At 63.4% G+C, this 16,842-nt stretch carries 10 protein-coding genes; 4 read left to right on the plus strand and 6 right to left on the minus strand.

Features of this window, described 5'->3' with window-relative positions; translation table 11 throughout:
• The first annotated feature begins 414 nt into the window (after positions 1 to 414).
• From HMPREF7215_RS10810 to HMPREF7215_RS10825, 4 genes are all read left to right on the plus strand, one after another.
• On the plus strand, positions 415 to 1,857 hold the full coding sequence (locus tag HMPREF7215_RS10810; RefSeq protein ID WP_009165927.1) for an NAD(P)/FAD-dependent oxidoreductase: 1,443 nt from the start codon (positions 415 to 417) through the stop codon (positions 1,855 to 1,857).
• Between the two features lie 247 nt (positions 1,858 to 2,104).
• Positions 2,105 to 2,551, plus strand: coding sequence for a HutP family protein (locus HMPREF7215_RS10815; protein ID WP_009165928.1), 447 nt, complete (start codon positions 2,105 to 2,107; stop codon positions 2,549 to 2,551).
• Between the two features lie 190 nt (positions 2,552 to 2,741).
• Complete coding sequence (locus HMPREF7215_RS10820; RefSeq protein WP_156797535.1) at positions 2,742 to 4,130, plus strand: short-chain fatty acid transporter; 1,389 nt, start codon at positions 2,742 to 2,744, stop codon at positions 4,128 to 4,130.
• 15 nt (positions 4,131 to 4,145) lie between these two features.
• Positions 4,146 to 5,600: an amidase family protein gene (locus HMPREF7215_RS10825; protein ID WP_009165930.1), complete on the plus strand. Its 1,455-nt coding sequence runs from the start codon at positions 4,146 to 4,148 to the stop codon at positions 5,598 to 5,600.
• Positions 5,601 to 5,825: 225 nt separating this feature from the next.
• Here the strand turns inward: HMPREF7215_RS10825 and HMPREF7215_RS10830 are convergent, their stop codons facing one another.
• The 6 genes from HMPREF7215_RS10830 to HMPREF7215_RS10855 all read right to left on the minus strand — a co-directional run bounded on the left by HMPREF7215_RS10830 (position 5,826) and on the right by HMPREF7215_RS10855 (position 16,748).
• Positions 5,826 to 6,680: a sugar ABC transporter substrate-binding protein gene (locus tag HMPREF7215_RS10830; protein ID WP_009165932.1), complete on the minus strand. Its 855-nt coding sequence runs from the start codon at positions 6,678 to 6,680 to the stop codon at positions 5,826 to 5,828.
• Position 6,681: 1 nt separating this feature from the next.
• The gene (locus HMPREF7215_RS10835) at positions 6,682 to 7,686 is read right to left on the minus strand and encodes a substrate-binding domain-containing protein (RefSeq protein ID WP_009165933.1); all 1,005 of its coding nucleotides are present in this window, start codon (positions 7,684 to 7,686) and stop codon (positions 6,682 to 6,684) included.
• A 54-nt stretch (positions 7,687 to 7,740) separates the two neighbouring features.
• Complete coding sequence (locus tag HMPREF7215_RS10840) at positions 7,741 to 8,673, minus strand: ABC transporter permease (protein ID WP_009165934.1); 933 nt, start codon at positions 8,671 to 8,673, stop codon at positions 7,741 to 7,743.
• A complete protein-coding gene (locus HMPREF7215_RS10845; RefSeq protein WP_009165935.1) occupies positions 8,670 to 9,404 on the minus strand; it encodes an ATP-binding cassette domain-containing protein in 735 nt (244 codons plus the stop codon). Before HMPREF7215_RS10845 ends, HMPREF7215_RS10840 begins: the two co-directional genes overlap by 4 nt.
• A 358-nt stretch (positions 9,405 to 9,762) precedes the next feature.
• Complete coding sequence (locus HMPREF7215_RS10850) at positions 9,763 to 15,660, minus strand: DUF3320 domain-containing protein (RefSeq protein ID WP_009165937.1); 5,898 nt, start codon at positions 15,658 to 15,660, stop codon at positions 9,763 to 9,765.
• 173 nt (positions 15,661 to 15,833) lie between these two features.
• Complete coding sequence (locus HMPREF7215_RS10855) at positions 15,834 to 16,748, minus strand: ketopantoate reductase family protein (RefSeq protein ID WP_009165938.1); 915 nt, start codon at positions 16,746 to 16,748, stop codon at positions 15,834 to 15,836.
• Between the last annotated feature and the right edge of the window lie 94 nt (positions 16,749 to 16,842).

Consider the following 16,842-nt stretch of genomic DNA (forward strand, 5'->3'; position numbering starts at 1 on the left):
TACAAAAAAAGCCTCCGGAAGGCGGCGGAACGACCACAAAACATGGTCGTTCCGCCGCCTTCCGGAGGCTTTTTCACTCTATCGAAGGAAACAGTTCTAGTTATGCTGTGCTGTGCTGTGCTGTGCTGTGACAGCATAGTGGCCTCGGACATCGTTGTCAACCCCTCAGCGTCATATATTTTCCCAAATCTTATAACCGCGCCTATTCGAAGCTTAACGTGAATAAAGTATAACAAAAATAAACATGAATAACAACCACCGTTATTTCAATTTGGAGAAGTGTGACATTATCACTGAAAGAAATCCGGCGCACAGTTAAAGTGAAACCATCACGCGAAAACACTCCCCATCCGAAAAACGCGCCGGCAGCGGCGCGGCGGACGTGGGCACATTTCCCGAAGGAGGAACGAGAACATGTCCGAGAAGAAAACAGCCGTGCGCACAGCAAAACTTTTGATCGTCGGGGGCGGTCCCGGCGGCCGGGTGTCGTACATCACAGCCCGCCGTTTCGGCGTGGAACCGGCGGTCATGGTGATGAACGAAGAACCCACGGTCATCTGCAGCCTGCCCTACGGCGTGGGACGCCGCCTGATCCCCGACGGCCCCGAAGCGACGGTCGTCGACATGACGCGCGAGAAACGCCTGCCGCCCGATGCTATGAAAGACGTCGTTTTCGGCTCCGTGACGGCAATCGACGCGGCGGCAAAGACCGCGACGATCACAGGCCCCGCGGGCGAGACGCAGATCGCCTATGAAAACCTGATCCTCGCTCCCGGCGCCGTCCCCTGGCTGCCGCCGGCAGAAGGGATTTTAAAAGGAAAGGGCGACGCTTCCGGCCTGATGGTCGCCGTCGGCGACCGGCTCGTCGACCGTTCGTTCCTCGCCGACGGCGTTTACGTCCTTAGGGGCGCCGCCGACGCTCGCGCTTTGGACGAACTGGCCGCGCGCTCCCAAAAAGTGGCCGTCGTCGGCACGGGAGCCGTCGGCCTGGAGATCATCGAAGCCCTTTCCGACCGCGGCGTCGACGTCGTCGCCGTGGAAGCGCTACCGCATGCCGTTTCGGCGCTGGACGCCGACATGGCCGCGGCGGTCGAATGCCGCCTGCGCGAACGCGGCGTCGAGCTCCATCTAAACGATGCCGTCACGAGCTGGACGCCCGGCACGCTGACGCTGCGCAGCGGCGCGCTCGCCGCCGATGCGCTCGTCTTCGCCTCGGGCGTACGCCCGCGCCTCGATCTGGCGCGCGCCATGGGGCTGAAAATCGAGCGCGGCATCGTCGTCGACGCCACGCAGAGAACCTCGCTGCCCTCGGTATGGGCCGTGGGAGACGCCGCGCAGATCGCCGACGCCGCGTCGGGCAAATCCGTCCTGCCGCTGATCGGCACGCTGGCGATGCGCCAGGCCATGACAGCCGTCATGGATATCGCCGGGCTGCCCGCGCAGCTTCCGCCGGCAACTCTCTGGGGCGTGAGCGAAATTTTCGGCCTGCACTGGGGCGCCGTGGGCTGGAGCGAAGAAATGGCCCAGCGCGCCGGACTCAAAGTCGTTCCGCTTTCCCTGCCAGTGCACAGCCGAGATCCTTTCATGCCCTCGGGCAAGGATGCCGTTTGGAAGGTCGTTCTTTCCACGGGCGAAGATGAAGGCTTCAAGCCCGGCCAGATCCTCGGCTTCCAGATCGTCTCGGCAGGAGACAATCCCGTCCACCTCGCCGAACGCTTCGTGGACATCGTCGCACGGCGCGAAACGGTACAGGACCTCTTCGGCCGCTATTTCATCCACTCCCCCGCGCATAACTCCGTGGACGACCCCTTCCTCGCCCTCATCGCTCTGGCGATGGAGAAAATGCCACGCCGCTGACGCGGAGATGTCCGTGCCCCTTCAGCGCCTTCGGATGAAAACCAATCGAACAAAAAACACTTGACGAGGGAAAGAATTCTGTTATATACTTTCGACGTAAGAAAAGTATATGAATTTATAGCATACTAAGTAAAAAGCCAAAGTTTTTTTGCGCCAGCAAAAGTATCTGAGTAAGCAAGTAAAAACAGGCCGCGAAGGCTTGCTTTCACTTGCTTTTATTTTTTCATCGGATGAGGAGAGTGATGCCATGGTAACGTGGGAGAATTTCATGATTCCCGACAACGAGGCCGATCTTTGCCGTCTGGTGATTCTCCTTGCCATGACGCCGAATCAGGACGTCGAAAAGGAAGTCATCGCGCAGTATCAAAAGCTTGGCCTGCGCAGCGCCGCGACGATGATTTCGGGGTTCGGCATCGACAGCCAGACGAGCATCGTGCGAAGCGTGGTCAATCTCTGTCTGAATACGAACGTGATCGAACGCAAAAGGTCTCATGTTCATCCGATCTGCCACTGTGTCCTCGAGACGGCGCAGAGTACCCGCGCTTCCGACGCCATCGGTCAGAACTTCTGTTTCAAGGCAGCCGTCGTGCGGCGCAGGGAAGAGTTCACGCTGTGCTTCTACGGCAACCTGGCTATGCATGAGTTGTCAGGACACAAATCCATCGGCGTCGGATACCAGATTCTCGGTAATTGATTTTTGTACCGGCAATTAAATACAGTATTCAGTACGGCACAACGATAAACGGTTTCTCAGTAAGAGAGTAAAGCGCTGTTTCCGACGTTTCGGTCGGAGCAGAATGTTTTGCTCTCTTATTTTTTTACGCGCCCCGAGGGATTCGCTGCATCGTCATGTTCTGAACAAAATTCGAAAAGGAGGAACTGCTATGTCACACGAGAACTCTGCCGCCAAATCCGGAACTTTTGTCACCCGTATGGGCAACGTCATGCTGCGCTGGTCGCTGAAATACATGCCGGACGCCAGTATTTTCGCCGTTGTGCTGACTTTTATCGCGTTTATCCTCGGGATCACGCTGACCGATCAGGGACCGATGCAGATGATCCAAAACTGGTACAAGGGATTATGGGAACTGCTCGGCTTCTCCATGCAGATGTCGCTCATCGTCATCACCGGTTCCTGTGTCGCCAACGCCCCTCTCGTCAAGAGATGGATCGACGGACTGGCGGGAATCCCCAACAGCGGACGTTCTGCCGCTTTTCTGGTCACGTTCGTCAGCGTCGTTGTCTCCTTTGTTCACTGGGGGCTGAGCCTGATCGTCGGCGCCATTCTTGCCAAGGAGCTGGCCCGCAATCTGCGGCTCAAGCACATCCCTTTTGAGTACGGGCTTCTGGCCGCCGGGGCTTACGTGGGACAGATGACGTGGCAGGGGATGCTCAGTTCCTCGGTCGGTCTATTTATCGCCATGCCGGGACACGTTCTGGAAAAAACGATGGGCATCGTGCCCATGTCGCAGTTCATGCTCAACCCGATGAACATCGCCGTCACCGTCGCGCTGGCGATCTTTCCCGCCGTTTTCGCCGCCATGTTGCAGCCGAAGAATCCCGACGAGTTCATGTCTCTTGACGAAAACGCCGTCCGCGCCATTGAAAAAGAAGACCTGAAAGTCAAAAGCCGTCCCGAGAATCCGACCGTCGGCGACGTTCTCAACTACAGCCCGCTGATTTCCCTCGCGCTCTGCGCCATGGGCTTCGTTTACATCTTCTGGGCTTTCAGCCGGAAGGGGCTGGGCGCCCTTGACTTCAACATGCTCAACGCGCTCTTCCTGTTTGTCGGCATTTTGCTCTACGGCAACATCGCCAACTACGTGCAGGCCGTCAAGGACACGACCGCCGGCGTGGCCGGCATCATCTTCCAGTTTCCGCTCTACGCCGGCATCATGGGCATCGTCAAGTATTCGGGGCTCGTGTTGATTCTCGCCAATGGCATCGCCGCTATCAGCACCAAGGGGACCTTCTACTTATGGACGTTTCTTTCTTCCTCGCTGGTCAACATGTTCGTGCCCTCCGGCGGCGGGCAGTGGGCCGTTCAGGGACCTATCGCCATCGAGTCGGCCAAGCTGATGGGTGCCGATCTGGTCAAAACGAGCCTGATGGTCGGCTACGGCAACACATGGACCAACATGGCCCAACCTTTCTGGGCCATCGCCCTGCTGGGCATCACCGGGCTGGAAGCCAAGCATATCATGGGCTACAGCATGGCGATCATGCTGCTCAGCGGTTTCATCTTCGTGCTTGCCGCCGTTCTGCCCTTCTAAAGAGAGGTCATCCCCGTGACCAGTTTCGACTTCATGGAAGCGACTGTCGCCAAAGTCCACGCCGCCTATTTGAACGGTTCGCTGACCTGCCGCGCGCTGTGTGAATATTATCTGAAGCGCATTGAACAGCTGGAGTCGCGGATCAATTCCATCATCTGCGTCAATCCTAATGCCCTGGAAGAAGCCGACCGCTTCGACACGTACGTAAAGGAAAGACGTCGGCTCTGCGGAGCGCTTCACGGCATCCCCGTGATGCTGAAAGACAACTTCAACACGACCGACATGCCCACGACGGCGGGAAGCGTCGCGCTGAAGGGCTGGGTGCCGCAAAAAGACGCCTTCGTCACCAAAAGGCTGCGCAAAAGCGGCGCGCTGATCCTTGCCAAGACCAACTTGCACGAGTTCGCCATCTGGGGCGAAACGGTCAGTTCCATCCTCGGGCAGTCGGTCAATCCGTACGATCCGACGCGCACGCCCGGCGGCTCTTCCGGCGGCACCGGAGCGACGATCGCCGCCAACATCGGCATCGTCGGCCTGGGCACCGACACGATCAACTCGGTGCGTTCGCCAGCCTCGGCCAACAGCCTTGTAGGCATCCGTCCCACGATCGGCCTGGTTTCACGGGCCGGGATCGTGCCTTACTCGCTGACGCAAGACACGGCCGGACCGATCTGCCGCACCGTGGAGGACGCGGCGCGGTGCCTCAGCGTCATCGCCGGCTACGATCCCGACGACGCGGAAACGGCATGGGGCGTCGGGCACGTCGTGGAAGACTACGCAAAGTATCTCGACGAAAACGCGCTGCCGGGCAAACGTATCGGCGTGCTGGAAAGTCTTTTCGGCAAGGAAGATGTGAACCGCTCCACCAACGCCGTCATGAGCGAAGCGATGAAGGTATTCGAGGCCAACGGAGCCACGCTGGTTCCCGTCAGGGACGATATTGACCAGTCATGGCTGACCAGCGAGACGTCCGTTCACCTCGATGATTTTCGCCGCGATCTGGACAGCTATCTCAGGGAACTGCCTACCGACTGGCCCGTCCACAGCATGAAGGAAATTCTCGACAAAGGGCTGTTCCACCCTTTCTCGGAAAGCAACATGCGCGACGCGATGAAGCTCGAGGTCGGTACTCCACGTTACCTTGAAAAGATGTACAACAAGATCGGGCTCCGCACTCGCGTGCTGAAGATTATGGCCGATCTGCGGCTCGACGCGATGATCTACCCCCACCAGCAGCAGCTGGTCTGCAAATGCGGCGCCAGCCAGCGGCAGCGCAACGGCGTGCTCTGCTCGTCCACGGGGTTCCCTTCGGTCTGCGTGCCGGCAGGATTTGCTCCCGACGAAAACGCGCCGGTCGGCGTTCCCGTCGGCATGGAAATCATCGGCCGTCCATGGAGCGAAGCTCTGCTCATCTCCATCGCCTATGCCTTCGAGCAGCATTCGCATTTCCGCAAGCCGCCGGCATTGTAAAGCGACTCCCGCATGTGCTCCTTCGCACGAAGCGCATCGAAAGGCCAGACGGGATTTCAATCACTCTGTAGTACGCATGGACAAAAGGAGCGGGCTTCGACTGAAAAATCAGCCGGAGCCCGCTCCTTTTGCCGCTTGGAATAAAAGCGCTTTCGGACACGCTGGCCATACCGCCTCACAATTTCTCAACGGGAAACGGAGGTATCCCGCGTTTTTCTTTTGCGGTCAGCTTGTCTGCTGCTCGGGCAACAACGAAGTCCGCGTGACCAGATGATTTTTGGCAATGAAACCCGACGGGATGCATCCAGTTTCAAAATACGACCGCACCGCTTCCAGCACGCCGCGGACGATCTCGCGTCCCAGCGGCCCGACGCTGGCGGTCATGCGCCCGTCCGCGACGGCCCGGAGCGCTTCGGGGATCAGATCGACGCCGCCGACGGGAAGTTCCAGCCCGCGCGACGCCAAAACGTCGCAGGCGCCGAGCGCCATCAGATCGTTGGCGCAGAACACGGCGTCCGGCTGCCACGGCAGCAGGCGCTCCATCGCGGCGCGTCCGCCGGCGCGGGTAAAATCGCTTCGCTCCACGCGCGTCTGCACGGCGCCGCGAAAACGGGCTTCGGCCAGCGCTCCGGCGACGCGGGCAGCGCTCTGTCGCGCCGCGGCGGGACCGGACACGCAGGCAAAGCGCCGCCGTTTTTTTGCGGCGCGCGTCAGTTCGCGCGCGCAGAGTCTCCCCTGTTCCTCGAAGTCGCAGACGGTCAGGGGCCGATAACAGGCGACGCGCGACGCCAGGACGGGGTCGCTCTTCGGCCCGACGTCGAACAGCGGCGTGTCGCCGGCTTCCGCCGCCGCGGTCGCCAGCGCCGCGCCGTCAAGAGGATTGACGATCAGCGCGTCGAAACCGCGTCCCATCAAAGTTGCGCACAGGCGCGCCTGCGCGTTCGCGTCGCGCGGCGGGTCGGGAAAGAAAATCCGCGTTTCGAAGGGAAATTCGGGCAGAAACATCCGATACCAACGAATCTGTTCCTGCCAGAAGGGATTGTCCTGATCGCCGAAGAGGATGCCGACGCGGCGGGACACGCTATTTCCAGCTTTCGAAATTATTGATGTTCTCCGACGTGACCAGCGTGATGGGAATGCCGAGGCGCTCCGGCACGGACAGCCCCTTGCTCAGCTTCAGCGTGTAGATCAGCGCGCCGCGCGTCCAGGCCGCCTGCGAGAACGTCGTCGAGCCCGTCAGACGTCCGGCGGCGATCGCCTCTTTCGCCTGCGGTATGAAGTCGGTGCCGTAGACCATCACGTTCTTGACTCCGGCCACTTCGAACGCGTCGACGGCGGCGAGCGCCATCACGTCGTTAGCGCAGTACAGCCCCTTCAATTCGGGATGCGCCTTGACCATATTCGTGGCGATGTTGTAAGCTTCGTTGCGGTCCCAGTTGCCGGCCTGCACGGCGACGACCTTCATGCCCGCGGCTTCGAAAGCCGCGATCGCGCCCTCGCGGCGCAGGCGGCTCTGCATGGCGCCCGGTTTGCCCTCGATCACCGCCACGGAAGAACCGGCCGGCAGTTTTTTGGCCATGTCTTCGGCGCAGAGGCGTCCCTGCTCGAGGAAGGCGGCGGAGATCCAGCCGTCCATCTTCGCGCCGGCCTGGGCCAGCCCCTCGGCGCTCACGGCGGGACCGGAGCAGACTACGGGGACCTTCTTCTCGTTGGCCTTGAGCACACCCGGTACCAGATTCATGCCGTCCAGCGGCGTGACGATAATGGCGTCGTACTGGCGGGCGATCATCGCCTCGAACAGATCGAGCTGCGCGCGCGGATCCTTGTCGGTCGCGGGCGCCATCACCTCGACGACGACGCCCATCTTTTCAGCCCACTCGCCGTAGCGTTCCTTCATCGTCACCCAGTAGGGGTTGGAAAGCGACGTCACCAGCACGCCGACGCGCTCCTTGCCCGTCAGTTCGGGCAGCGGCGCGAGCTGCTCTTCCAGTTTGGCGATGGAAGACAGCACCATCGGGTTCTCCGCCGCGTTCAGAGACGCGGCGAAAGCGCACAGACACAGGAACAGAACGAAAAACTTTTTCATAACGGCACATCCTTCGAAAAAAATATCACGGCGCCAAACGCCGGTAAAACACCGTCACAGGGAGCGGCGCGTCTCGGAAAGCACGATCGAGACGAGGATGATCACGCCCACCGCCAGCTCCTGATAATACGAAGAGACGCTCCACATCGTCAGCCCGTTTTTGACGAGCGCCAGCAGCACGCCCGCCAGCGCCGTGCCGGAAAGCGCCGCCCGTCCGCCCCGCGGTGCCGTTCCTCCCAGCACCGACGTGGCGATGGCGTCGAGGTTCATGGCCGCGCCCGCCAGCGGCTCGGCGCAGTTCAGCCGCGCCGTGATCAGGATCGACGCCACGGCGGCGCAGAGACTGCACGCGCAGAACGTCCCGGTCCGCCAGCGCCGGTCGTTCACGCCGCAGCGACGCAGCGCCTCGGCGTTGACGCCCAGCGTGCTGACGTACACGCCGCACCGCGTGCCGTAATAGAGGATGAAGATCAGCGCGAACAGCGCCGCGGCGATCAGCACCGACGCCGGCATGCCGCCGATCCGCCCGCGGCCGATCCACGTGAATGCCGGCGGCAGGCCGTACACCGGCGACGCCTGCGTGATCACCAGCGCCAGTCCGGAAAAGACCGACATCGACGTCAGCGTGCCCATGAAGGGATTGACGCCCACGCGCACGATGATCAGCGAGTTCCACAGGCCGACGCCGAGGCCGCACAGCAGCGCCAGCGCGCAGCCCGCCCACGCGGGCGCTCCTGCCTTCATCGCCAGCGCCGTCAGCACGCCCGTCAGCGCCGCGGCGGAACCGACCGACAGATCGGTGACGCCGGACGTGAGGACCAGCGTCATGCCCAGACCGGCGACGACGTTCACCGTGCTCTGGTCGAGGATGTTGCGCAGATTGTCGGCGTCCCAGAAATAGGGCGACGTGGCGCAAAACAGCGCGCCGAAAAGCAGGATCACGCCGGCCAGCGCGAACTGCTGCAGATGTCTTTTCATGAAGGTCATGACAGCGCCCCCGACATCCAGCCGGCCAGCTTCAGAGGATCCAGCCCGCACGCCGGCTCTTCGCGGATCGTCACGCCGCGGCGGAGCACCGTGACGCGGTCGGCGATCTGCAAAATCTGCGGCAGATTGTGGCTGATGCACAGCAGCGTCAGCCCCTGGTCGCGCAGCTGCGCCATGACCTCCAGCAGATGGGACGCTTCGCGCAGCCCCATGGCGGCGGTCGGTTCGTCCATGATCAGGATGCGCCCGCCCTGAGCGATGGCCCGCACGGCTGCCACGGCCTGACGCTGACCGCCGGAGAGGGCGCCCACCGGCACACCGCGCGCGGTGAGGCGGACGGACAGCCGCGCCAGCAGTTTTTCCGCGTCGGCGATCATGCGCGCGCGGTCGAGAAAAAATCCCCATTTCAGCGGCTCCGCGCCCAGCCAGATGTTGGCGGCTACGTCCAGATGGTCGGCCAGCGCTAGATCCTGATAGACCACGGCCACGCCGAGGGCGCGCGCCAGAGGCACCGTCAGGCGTCCGTAGCGTTTGCCGCCGGTTTCGATCGCGCCGGCGTCGGGCGTCAGCACGCCGGAAAGGCATTTGATCAGCGTCGATTTTCCCGCGCCGTTGTCGCCCACCAACGCCATGATCTCGCCGCGGCGCAGTTTCAGCGAGCCGTCCGTCAGCGCCCGCACGTGGCCGAACGACTTTTTCAGCCCCGTCGCCTGCAGCACGATGTCTTCCACGGCGGCCGCCTCCCTTTCCATCGTTGATCGTTCATAAATTATATGAAAAATTTTGATGACGCGTGTCCGTTGATACGAATAATTTTTATCACGAAAAGTGCGATCGATCCATCCTTATCGAGCAAAAGCCAACGGAGCGAGGCCGAATTTCGCTGACAGAGGAAAAGCAAGTCTCCCGCCACGAAGACGCGGCGAAAAAAAGAAAACGCTCAGCGGCCGGCGATGTTCCACGTGGAACATAGCCTACGAAAAAAGCCTGGCGATCGTTCGACCGTCAGGCTTTCCGCGTTGTTCGGCTTGAAGTTCCGCGCGTTCTTCCGGCTTTTTTCGTCTGCTTCGTGCCGTCTCTCTGGCGCGTTCATTTCAGCGTCCAGCAGCCGTTGCGGTCCGGCGCGGCCAGTCCGCGGGCGGATGCAAGAGCCAGCCCGGCGGCCGCGGCGTTCCGCGCGGAAGCTCCGGAGCGGGGATAGCCGAGTTTTTTCGCCGTTTCGCGCAGCAGGTCTTCCTCGGGCAGGGCGACCTGTTCGCGCAGCACTTCGCAAAGGGCGTTCGCAGCTTCCTGCGCGGGCACGTCGGCGGCGTCGCGTTTGGCGTCGCCGGCGCCGCTGACGCGGAATCCCGCGTAGTCGTCGGGGTCCTGCCCGCTGTGCCAGTACCAGACGGCGCCCTCGCGCTCGGTCGTTTGCAGTTTCATCGCCGCCAGCTGCTCGTCGAGATACTTCTGCGCGCGCGGCCCGAGGCGGGTCATGCCGAGGCTTTGCAGCAGGCGTCGTGTCAGCAGTTTTGCGGAAATAGGGGCTTCGGTGCACATGATGGCCTCGACGCGGCTGCGCAGCGTCTTCTTGCTGCGTGGGTCGACGAACTCGGCCGCGGTGAGTTTCTTCTCGGGCAACAGCGCGGGGCGGTACAGTCGGCCGTCCGTTCGGGGAGCCGTCATCGTTTTTTCGGCAGCGACATCTGCCTGCGGCGCAGGCTCCGCCTCCCCTGTGCGTTTTGGTTCGCCGCCATCGGCCGCGGCGGCCACCGTTTCGTTTTCAGCGGCGCGGCGCGCGGTCGCTTCGGCTTCGGCTTTCACGGCTTCCTCCGCGGCGCGGCGTTTGGCTTCGCGCTCTTCGCGGTGGTCGGCGCGGCGCGCTTCGATGCGGCGCAGCAGGCGATCCAGCTCGCGTTTCTTGTTATCCCACCAGTCCATGGTCCAGAGGCGCTCGATCGTCCAGCCCAGGCCGTTCAGCACGCCGATCTGGGAGATCTCGCGCTCGCGCACCATGCGGGCGTCGCGGTAGGCGCCGCCGTCGAGCAGAATGCCCAGCAGGTATTCGCCGGGCTGATCGGGATCGACGACGCCGATGTCGACGCGGAATTTGGAATGTCCGACCTGCCGCGCCGTCTCGTAGCCGCGTTCGTTCAGCCGCGCGCAGATCTCGGCGGCGACGCCGTCGGGTTCGCGCGGCGCGCCCGTTCCCGCGGCGGAGGCTTTCAGCGGCAGATAGCCGCTGCGCGCGTACTGCAAAAAGGCTTTCAGCGCCGCCACGCCCTCGGACGCGGTGCGGGTCAGGTCGATCTGCTCGGGTTCCAGCGACGAGAACACCATCATCTCGGCGCGCGAACGCGACACGGCGACGTTGAGCCGCCGCCAGCCGCCGGCCTGGTTGACGGGGCCGAAGTTCATGCTCACGCGCCCTTCGCGGTCGGCGCCGAAGCCGATCGAGAACAGGATCACGTCGCGCTCGTCGCCCTGCACGTTCTCGAGGTTTTTGATGAACAACGGCTCCTCCGATTCCTGGTACCATTTTTCCAGCTCGGGATCCTGGCCGCGGGCCTCTTCGAAGAGATCGTCGACAAGATTCTGCTGGGAGACGTTGAAGGTGACGACGCCGACGCTTTCGCGGCGCCGCGCCGGATCTTTGGCGCGGCGGATCACTTCGGCCACGACGGCTTCGGCCTCGGCGCGGTTGGTTCTGGAACCGCCGCGGTCGAACGTGCCGTCGATCTTGACGAAACTCACCTTCGAAACGCGGTCGTTCGCCGACGGGAACGTGTAGAGCTTGTTCTCGTAGAACCGGTTGTTGCTGAAGGCGATCAGGCTTTCGTGGCGGCTGCGGTAGTGCCAGAGCAGGTGCGTCTCCGGCATGCCGAGCGCCAGACAGTCGTCGAGGATGCTGGTGAGGTCGGCCACTTCGGGGTCTTCCTCGCGGTCGTCGAGGTTGGTCATGAAAAAGCTCGTGGGCGGCATTTGCTTCGGGTCGCCGACGATCACGGCGTCGCGGCCGCGGGCCAGCGCGCCGACGGCTTTGCTGGTGGTGAGCTGCGACGCTTCGTCGAAGACGACGAGGTCGAACATCTCGCGCCGCGGGTCGAGGTACTGGGCGGCCGAGATCGGGCTCATGAGCATGCAGGGACACAGGCGCGGCAGCAGATTGGGCAGCTGCCCGAAGAGGCGGCGGATGCTGAGATTGCGCCCGCCGGAACGGATGGCGCGCTGCAAGATGCCCAGTTCGGAGTTCTGCGAGGCTTCGCGCGTGAAATCGGGCACCCGGGCGGCCAGAACGGCGCAGGCCTCGGCGCTGGCCAGCCGCGCCAGTTCGTCGATCAGTTCCTTGATCTGAGACACCTTTTCGCCGAAGACCGCGCCGGAGAAACGGTTCAACACGGGATCGCCGTCGACGGCGTCCTCGATGAGGTTGCGCAGGCAGGCCTTGCGGTACGCCGGCAGCACTTTGTCGTGCGCCAGCCCGTTCCGGCAGGCCGAGACGACGGGCCCCAGTCCGGCCGCTACGGCTTCTTCGCACAAGCTGTTCCAGAGGATCCAGTCGCGCAAGACGTCGGCGTCGTTCAGCAGCGCGGCGCAGAGATCTTTCAGCGCCGCGAGCCAGTCGTCGCCGTCGGGAGGATCTTCCGTGCGCAGCAATTCGTCGAGCGCGCCGCGCGACGTCTCCAGTTCCTGCCAGATCGTCAGCAGTTCCGCGGCGGCCCGCTGCGATTCGGGATCGGCGGCGTGACGCTGCCGCAGCGCCGTTCCGCCGCTCAGATCGTCAAGGCGAACGGCGCTCTGCGCGGCGTTCCGCGCCAGTTCATCGACGCGCCGCCAGTCCGTGTCACCGCCGCGGTCGAGCGACTCGAGACCGGGGCCGTATTCCCGCAAAAGCTGCTGGGCACGCGCCAGCTCGGCGCGATAGGCGTTCAGCCGGTCGAGATCGCCGGGCGCGTCCTCTTTGCCGCGCGGCGCCAGCGCGTAGGACGAAAGTTTTCTCACGAACCCCGACTCGGCCAACAGACGCGGCAGCAGCCATTTCCGCTCGATCCCGTCCCACTCGCCGCGCAGGGCCTTGCCGTCCTGTTCGAAAAACGCCGGACGATATTCTTTCAGCAGTTCGCCGCCGATCTCCGCGGCGGCACGGTAATGCCGGGCCATTTCCCGCACGCCGCGCAGATACGTTCCGGCGTCGTTTTCCGCCGCCCAGCGGCGCGGCGTTTCCCGCCACCGGACCAGCTCAACGGCGATGTCGCGAAGCTGGTCGTATTCCTTTTTCAAACGCGGCGCGCCCAATCCCAGCCGCGCCGCGAAGGCCCGCGCCGCGCGTTCCGAAGCGTCGAGGCGCGCCCGATAATCTTCGGCCAGCGCCGGCAGTTGGCTGCGCAAGCGCTGCGAGTACTCCGTTTCCGTCACAAGCCGCAGCGGATGGCCGCAGGGGCGCCCGACCGCCCGCGCGGCGGCGGCAAGGCGGCCGAGCAGCGACTCGTTGCGTTCCAAATCGGCTGCCGTCCAGGCGGCGGTGCGCGAATATTCGAGGCGGATGCCGGCGTCGTCGGCGTCGGCCAGCGGCTCGTAGGCGTTGACCATCTCGTAAACGGAAAGTCCCGAAACGCGCTTTTCGTGCAGACGGCGCGGATATTCCGCCAGCTCGGCGCGCAGCCGGGCGGCCTGCTCGGCCTTCTGCGCGTAGATCGGGGTTTTCTGCGCGCGTCCGGCTTCGGCGGCGGCGCGCAGCTGCTCGAGCACGTCTTTTTTGCGGGCTTTGTTGGAATGGAGTTCGAGGCAGAACGGATCGAGCCCCAGCTTGCGCAGGCGTTTCTGCACGACCGACAGCGCCGCCATCTTCTCGGCGACGAAAAGCACGGTCTTGCCCCGCGCCAGCGCGTTGACGATCAGTCCCGTGATGGTCTGCGACTTGCCGGTGCCGGGCGGCCCGTGCAGCACGAACGTTTCGCCCGCCACGGCCGCCTTGACGGCGTAGAGCTGCGACGAGTCCACCGGCAGCGGCAGCAGCAGTCCGGCCTCGTCGAGTTCCCGCGGCGGCTCCATGGGCGCGGCTTCCCAGCTCAGTTTGCCGTCCATCAGGCTTCGCACGACTTTGTTCTTTTCGAGATCGTCCATGCGGTTGCGGATATCGTTCCACATCACGAAGCGCGAGAACGAGAAGATGCCCACGAAGGCCGACTCGATCACGTCCCAGCGTTTCTGCTGCATCACGGCGCGGCGCACGGCGGTGAAGACGCGCACGACGTCGGCGCCGTGTTCGTCGGACGGCAGCGGGTCGAGTCCGTCGACGACGATGCCGAAGTTCTGCTTGAGCATCTCCAGCAGCGTCACGTTCATGACCGGCTCCTCGTCGCGCAGGCGCAGACCGTAGCCTTTGTTGGCGGCCTTGCGCACCAGCTCCGCCGGCAGCAGGACCAGCGGCGCGTAGCGCGGGCGTTCGCTGCGCTCGGTTTCGTACCAGCGCAGCAGTCCCATCGACAGATACAGGCTGTTGGCGCCGTTTTCTTCGATCGACACTTTGGCGGCGCGGTACAGTTCTTTGACGGCTCGCTGCAGCTCAGCCTCGCCCATCAGCGAGCGCAGCCGCCCGTTCTGGTACTCCGATTGCAGCAGTTCGCGGGAAAGCGGCAGCTCGGCCGGCGGTTCCAGGCTGCGTGCCGCCCCCTCGGGCAGACGCCACTCCTGCGGGCGCGGCGAGACGGTGAACTGCCGTCCGTCGGAAAGCGCGTCTTCGAGCTGCGGCAGCGACGCGGCCAGCACGGGGATCAAATTCTTGGAGGCGCGCAGGTTGAGCAGCGTGTTGCGCAGCCCCAGATCGAGCAGCTTGCGTTCCCACTGCAGGATTTTCTTTCCGCGCGCGTCCAGCGGTTTCTGCGCCGCCGATTGTCCGGCGCTTTCGGGGACGCGCGCCGCCATTTCTTCCGGCGCGGCGGTCAGCTCCGCGGCGGAACGCGACTCGGCCTCCACGCGCCAGCCCTGATCGGTCCGCACGCGCAGCGGCAGCGGCCGGATTCCCGCCAGGCGGGCTCGGTGCACGTCGACGACATAACGCACTGGATTGTCGTCGCCCATCTCCGCCGCGGCGGCGGCGCGGGCTTCGTCGAAGGTCATTCCTTTTCCGGCGGCGGCGCCGGTGCACTCCACCACGGCGATCTCGCCGATGCCGTCGGCCATGCGTTTGCTCACCAGAGCCGGATCGTCCTTGACCGCGTCCTGAAAAGTCATTTCTTCCAGCCAGACGCCGGCGAAAATATGATCGTTCTTGAGCAGAAGCAGCGGATACAGTCCCGCCGCCTCGAGGCAGGCCGCGTAGAGCAGCGTCAGGTCGAGGCAGGTGCCCATCCGCGTTCCTGTCACCGCGTCGCAGAGGCACACGCGCTGTCCCGTCGCTTCGAAACTCGACGGCGGTACGGCGTAGACGACGTTCAGCTCCTGAATCGCGCCGTACAGGGCGGCCGCCTGCTGAAGCGCGCGATTGGGATTCTGCGTCTGATAGGCGTCGAACGAGGGGCTGCCCGTCCACTCATTCAGCAGTTCCGAAGCGCGTCTCATCAACTTGGCGATCTCGGGATGGTTGGGCGTGACGAAGGCCACCAGCAGCTCGGGATAGTAGCCACTTCCCTGCCACTCGTCGAAGGCCAGGAAAGTCGCTTCTTTCACGACGGAAGCCAGACGGCGCTCTCCCTGCCAGACTTCAGCCGTCAGCGTCGTGACGACGCGCTCCGTCAGCTGTGCGAGACGCTCGGCCCTGAGCGTGAGTTTGAGGTTACCGATCTCCGCGGTCTCGCCGGCCGGAAGCTGCGCGACGCCGAATCTCGCCGGCTCGACAAAATCCTCCGCCGCGAAAAGGCGCACTTCCAGATCTTCCAAATCCGCGTCGCCGTCATTGCTCACGGCGACGCGGCGCACAAGAGGCAGGCCGTTCTGCTGCTGCGCGTAGTTGGCGACGGGCGTCAGCTGCACGTCCAGTGTGATTGCCGCCGTTTGTTCGTCCATGGCTCTCTCCTCGTTCGTCAATGAGATGAAAAACTTTCTCTCTTCTTATAAACAAAAAGCTCCAAAAAGGCAAGCGCTACCGAGCGATTCCCCCGTCCGCCGCCGGATTCTTCGGCGATGGCCACCGGCGTCCATAAAACAAAAGAGACCGGCGCGAACCGGTCTCTTTTGTTTTACTTGCGCCATTTTTCGTACGCCGCTTCGTGGTAGGGCACGGGCACGCCCGTTTCGCGACCCAGCCGCACCATACGGCCGATGATGTGATCCAGTTCGGTGCGGGCGGGATATTTGCCGGCGCTCAGGTCGCGGTACAGCGACGTAACCGTGTCGGCCGGCATTCTTTCGAAGGCGTCGAGCAGCTTGTCGGGCAGCGACGCCGGCAAATCCACGCCGTTGGCGGCCGCGACCGCCGTCATCTCGCCGATGACGGCGCGGATCACCTTTTCATGATCGGGGTCGGCCAGGACCTTGCCGGCTGGGCCGTCGTACCAGCAGAACACACAGCTGTTGCTGCCCATGGTCACGTACTTGTTCCAGCTGGCGCGCACGATGTGATCGGTCACTTTCGTCTCGATGCCCGAGCGGTTCAGCAGCTCCGCCGCCGCGTCGAGCGCGGCCGGACGCGAGCCGTCTTTCATACCCAGAACGACGCTGCACTGCCCCGCCGTCTGAACCACCACGCCGGGGGCTTCCAGATGGCTGAACACGCGGATCGTGCCGTCGGCCAGCAGGCACGGCGGCAGAAACGGCTCCATCTGCTCGGAAACAACGACACCGTTGAGCAGAGGGATCACCAGCGTCCGCGCCCCGATCATCGGACGCATGGCCGCGCAGGAAGCTTCCAGGTCGTAGCCCTTGCAGGCGACGATCAATACGTCCATGACGCCGAGATCAGCCGCGCGCTCCGAAATCCCCGCCGGAACCGCCGTGAAATTTCCCAGTTGGACGGACTCGACTCTCAATCCGCCGCGGCGGATCGCTTTGAGATTTTCGCCACGGGCGCAGAAATACGTTTCCCCGTGGACGCGCGCCAGCGCGCCGCCCACAAAACCGCCGATACCGCCGATGCCGAACACGCCGACTTTCATCTTCCAGCCTCCCATCTTCATGACCGGCGCGCCAGGCGCCTTTTTGCCGCATTTCGGAGCGCTGCATCTCGGTCAGCTTGACACTTCACCATTG

Origin of the sequence: Pyramidobacter piscolens W5455 (assembly GCF_000177335.1) — a bacterium.
Classification (GTDB): Bacteria; Synergistota; Synergistia; order Synergistales; family Dethiosulfovibrionaceae; genus Pyramidobacter; species Pyramidobacter piscolens.